Source organism: uncultured Bradyrhizobium sp. (genome assembly GCF_936928535.1).
In the GTDB taxonomy this organism is placed as follows: Bacteria; Pseudomonadota; Alphaproteobacteria; order Rhizobiales; family Xanthobacteraceae; genus Bradyrhizobium.
Window position 1 is genome coordinate 1 of the sequence record NZ_CAKZHY010000130.1, and the last position, 4,447, is coordinate 4,447.

The following is a 4,447-nucleotide window of genomic DNA, read 5'->3' on the forward strand; positions in this document are numbered from 1 at the left end:
CTTCTCCCCTTGTGGGAGAAGGTGGCGCGAAGCGCCGGATGAGGGGTATCTCTCCACGCGCGAAATCATTCGTGAGGATAGATACCCCTCACCCGGCTTCGCTTTCGCGAAGCCACCCTCTCCCGCAAGGGGAGAGGGTGCACCGACCCCTTGGCTCAATTATTCGCGCTGGCGGAATCGTCCATGGCCTTGAACGCTTCCTCCAGCTGCAGCGAGATCGGCACGTTCATTTTCTCGCCGGTCGGCATGCGCGCGATGAACCATTTGTTGTAGAGCGGCACGAGATCGTGGTTGGAGCCGAGCTTGCGGAAGGTGCGCTCGACCACGGCCGCCAGTTGCGGCTCGCCCTTGCGGAACATGATTCCGTAGGGATCGTAGGACAGATAATCGCCGGTCACGCGGAACTTGTCCTGCGACTTGTGACGAACGATCAGGCCCGAGAGCAGGATGTCGTCGGTCGCAAACGCGTCAGCCTTGCCGTCTACCAGCATCTGGTACGACTGCTCGTGATCGGCGCCGACGGCGATGTTCAAGCCCAGCGAAAGCTTCTTGTCGGCCGCCTGGATCGCCTGCTCGTTGGTGGTGCCCTTGGTCACCACGATGGTCTTGCCCTTCAGGTCCGCCAGCTGTTGGACGCTGGAGGCCTTCGGCACCATCAGCTTGGTGCCGGCAACGAACATCAGCGGCGAGAAGGCGACGCGCTTGCCGCGCTCGGAATTGGCGGTGGTCGAGCCGCATTCCAGATCGATCTTGTTCTGGAGCACCGCGTCGATGCGGTCGTCCGAGGTGACTTTGACGTACTCGATCTTCAGATTGGGGTCGTCGACCTCGACGCCGATCTCCTCGACGATGGCCTCGCAGAGTTCGAGACTGTATCCGATCGGCCTGTTAGCCTGGTCGAGGAAGGAGAACGGCGGCGAGCTCTCGCGATAGCCGAGCCGCACGGTGTGCGCGTTCTTGATGGCTGACAGCGTCGGGCTAAGCCCTTCGCTGCCGCCGGTCTGGGCGGAGGCACTTGTTGCCAGCAGGCACGCCGCCAGCAACAGGCCGCTCGAAATCGCCGTCAAAGGGCGCATGACGCACTCCCGTCAATGGCCGGCCATCGCGGGCACTTCGCCCGGCACCATATCTTCAGGCACGGCATCACCCGGTCCCATCGCATGCTCGGGTCCGAGCTCGCCTTCCCACTTCGCCACGACCGAGGTCGCCAGCGTGTTGCCGATCACGTTGGTGGCGCTCCGGCCCATGTCGAGGAAGGTGTCGATGCCCATGATCATCAACAACCCGGCTTCGGGAATGTTGAACTGCGACAGGGTCGAGGCGATCACGACGAGAGAGGCGCGCGGCACGCCGGCGACGCCCTTCGAGGTGATCATCAGGGTTGCCAGCATCGCGAGCTGCGTGCCGAGCGGCATGTCGATGTGATAGCTCTGCGCGATGAAGATGCTCGCGAAGGTGCAGTACATCATCGTGCCGTCGAGATTGAAGGAATAGCCGAGCGGCAGCACGAAGCTCGAGATCCGCGATGAGGCGCCGAAGCGGTTGAGGCCTTCGAGCGTCTTCGGATAGGCCGCTTCCGAGCTCGCGGTGGAGAACGCGATCATCAGCGGCTCGCGGATCAGCCTCAGGAGGTGGCTGTAACGCGGCCCGATCACGATAAAGCCGACCGCCACCAGGATGCCCCAGAGGATGAAGAGCGAGAGATAGAAGCCACCCATGAATACGATGAGCTTCCAGAGCACCAGCAACCCGTTCTTGGCAACCGTTGCGGTGATGGCAGCCCAGACAGCGAACGGCGCGAACATCATCACATAGCTCGTCACCTTGAGCATGATGTGGCCGAGATCGTCGATCAGCGATAGGATCTGCTTGGAACGCTCGGGCAATGCGCCCATCGCCACCGAAAAGAACACGGCGAAGATCACGATCTGCAGGATCTCGTTCTGCGCCATCGCGTCGGCAATCGACGTCGGGATCAGATGGGTCAGGAATTTCTCGATCGAGAAGGCCGAGACCGGCAAGCCGGTCGACTGCGCCTTGTCAGGCAGCGTACCGGGGAAGTTCGCGCCGGGCTGAAGCAGATTGACCATCACGAGGCCGAGCATCAGTGAGACGAAGGATGCGCTGATGAACCAGCCCATGGTCTTGGCGAAAATGCGCCCGAGCTTGGAGCCCGACCCCATGTGGGCGATGCCGCCGACCAGGGTCGCAAACACCAGCGGCGCGATGATCATCTTGATCAGGCGCAGGAAGATCACAGCTACGAGGTTGATGGAGGAGGCCCAGTCGCCCCGTGTGTCGGGCAGGAAATTGTAGATCGCAGAGCCCATGATGATGCCGAGCACCATCGCGGCCAGAATGTATTGCGTAAACCTGTTCGACATTGAAAGACCCCCACACCACCGGCCGCTTCATGATGTCGCAGATATGACAGCGACGCAACACGCTTTGCGTGCAATCGCTTGGGCCCGATGTTCCCGTTGCGAAACCGGACGCAGCGCTCTAGCCTTCATGCAGCGCACAACGGATGCGGCTTGCACGTTTTGTTTGCGGCAAGTGCTTCAATAAAGATCAAACAATCTCAAACAATCGGAGAGGGAACGCCATGACTGGAAGCGTCAATCGCCAAATTCTTCTGGTGGAAAAGCCGAGCGGAAAACTCGGCCCCGAGCACTTCAAGATGGTCGATGGCACAGTGCCGGAACCGAAGGACGGCCAGGCCCTGCTGCGCGTGCGTTACATCTCGCTCGACGCTGCCAACCGCGCCTGGATGCACGGCGCGACTTATCGTTCGGCGATCGAAGCCAACAGCGTGATGGCAGGCGGCGGCATTGCCGAGGTGGTCAGCTCGAAGGCGCCTGGACTTTCGCCCGGCGACATCGTGTTCGGCGATACCGGTTGGCAGGAGTTTGCAGCAGTGCCTGCAAAGCAATTGACGAAGATGCCGAGGCTCGAGCCGATGACGCATCTGCTCAGCGTGTTCGGCATCGCGGGCCTCACCGCTTATTTCGGCCTGCTCGAGGTCGGCAAGCCCAAGGAGGGCGAGACGGTCGTGGTTTCGGCAGCCGCCGGTTCGGTCGGCTCGATTGTCGGACAGATCGCCAAGATCAAAGGATGCCACGTGGTCGGCATCGCCGGTGGCGCCGACAAGTGCCACTGGCTGACGTCGGAACTCGGCTTCGATGCAGCCGTCGACTACAAGGACGGCGCGGTGTTCAAGGCGCTGCGCGCGGCAGCTCCCAAAGGCATCGACGTCTATTTTGACAATGTCGGCGGCGACATTCTGGAAGCCTGCCTGCCGCAGATGAACAATTACGGCCGGATCGCCTGCTGCGGTGCGATCTCGCAATATGACGGCGCACCGTCGGCGCACGGTCCGCGCGGCGTGCCCGGCCTGATCGTGGTGAAGCGGCTTGTGATGCAGGGATTCATCGTGATGGACTACATGAAGGACAGTCAGCGCGCGCTCGGCGATCTTCAGGCCTGGGTGAAATCCGGCAAGCTGAAGGTGCAGGAAGACATCATCGACGGATTGCAGAACACGCCGAAGGCGCTGATCGGACTGCTTGCCGGCGAGAACCGCGGCAAGCGCATGGTCAAGCTCTGACGACGTAGTTACGTCGCAATTCCGCAGGTATTATCTACTTGCGGTAGTGGCCAAAGCGGCCAAGATATCGCTCGCGAGGCATCACTCGCGACGATTGTATTTGCATTCAATTTAGAAAAAACGTCGTCGTGACCGACAGGGCAGGAATTCACTCAAATGTTCAACACGTTGAAACATGCATCGACGCATCGCGCGTTGCTCGCCGCAGCACTCTTCGCAACCGCAACAAGCGCCTTTGCGCAAACGCCGACCGATGCCCAGAAGAGTGCCATCCGTTCCGCATGCCGCTCGGACTTCATGGCGCATTGCGCCAGCGTGACGCCGGGCGGCGTCGAAGCGTATCAATGTTTGCAGAGCCACATGTCGAGCCTGTCAGCGGGATGCCAGACCGCGGTTCGCGCGGTCGAGCCGGCGGCAGCTCCCAAGACCGAAGCAGCACCCGCCAAATCCGAACCTGCCAAATCTGAACCGGCCAAGCCTGAACCCGCCAAGCCTGAACCGGCCAAGACCGAAGCGGCCCCTGCCGCCGAACCCGCAGCAAAGCCGGCCGCCGAAGCTGCGCCAAAGGCAGCTGCGGCCAAGCAACCGGGCAGCGCACAAGTCGCTGCGGTCAAGAGCGCATGCCGCGCCGATTATCCCAAGGTTTGCGCCAGCGTCCCGCCGGGCGGCGCTCCCGCGCTGGAATGCCTCGAGAAGAAGAAGAAATTGGAACTCAAGAAGAGTGTCTGATGTCATTCCGGCTAAGTGAGCCGAATGAGAGACTGAGTCGGAATGACCAGTCAGATGAAGAACCAGCAAGTAGTGGAGACTCTGCCGTGCTCTCCCCGTGCAAGGAACCGA

Annotated in this window: 3 protein-coding genes and 1 pseudogene; 2 read left to right on the top strand and 2 right to left on the bottom strand. The window is 61.3% G+C overall.

Annotated features, from left to right (window positions below; all coding sequences use genetic code 11):
* Positions 1–155: 155 nt before the first annotated feature.
* Both Q0687_RS26775 and Q0687_RS26780 read right to left on the bottom strand, forming a co-directional pair.
* Positions 156–1,076 (bottom strand): amino acid ABC transporter substrate-binding protein, encoded by a 921-nt coding sequence (locus Q0687_RS26775; protein ID WP_298883733.1) that lies wholly within the window; start codon positions 1,074–1,076, stop codon positions 156–158.
* A gap of 12 nt (positions 1,077–1,088) precedes the next feature.
* On the bottom strand, positions 1,089–2,384 hold the full coding sequence (locus Q0687_RS26780) for a dicarboxylate/amino acid:cation symporter (protein WP_298883736.1): 1,296 nt from the start codon (positions 2,382–2,384) through the stop codon (positions 1,089–1,091).
* 221 nt (positions 2,385–2,605) lie between these two features.
* On the opposite strand from Q0687_RS26780, the gene Q0687_RS26785 reads away from it, so the two are divergent.
* Both Q0687_RS26785 and Q0687_RS26790 read left to right on the top strand, forming a co-directional pair.
* Entirely contained in the window at positions 2,606–3,607 is a 1,002-nt protein-coding gene (locus Q0687_RS26785) for an NADP-dependent oxidoreductase (protein WP_298883738.1), read from the top strand.
* A 156-nt stretch (positions 3,608–3,763) separates the two neighbouring features.
* A pseudogene (locus tag Q0687_RS26790) lies at positions 3,764–4,303 on the top strand (hypothetical protein); the annotation flags it as partial.
* Positions 4,304–4,447: the final 144 nt, after the last annotated feature.

Excerpts from the sequence above, each read along its gene's own strand:
- Q0687_RS26775 (WP_298883733.1), bottom strand. The coding sequence starts at position 1,076 with ATGCGCCCTTTGACGGCGATTTCGAGCGGCCTGTTGCTGGCGGCGTGC.
- Q0687_RS26780 (WP_298883736.1), bottom strand. The coding sequence starts at position 2,384 with ATGTCGAACAGGTTTACGCAATACATTCTGGCCGCGATGGTGCTCGGC.
- Q0687_RS26785 (WP_298883738.1), top strand. The coding sequence starts at position 2,606 with ATGACTGGAAGCGTCAATCGCCAAATTCTTCTGGTGGAAAAGCCGAGC.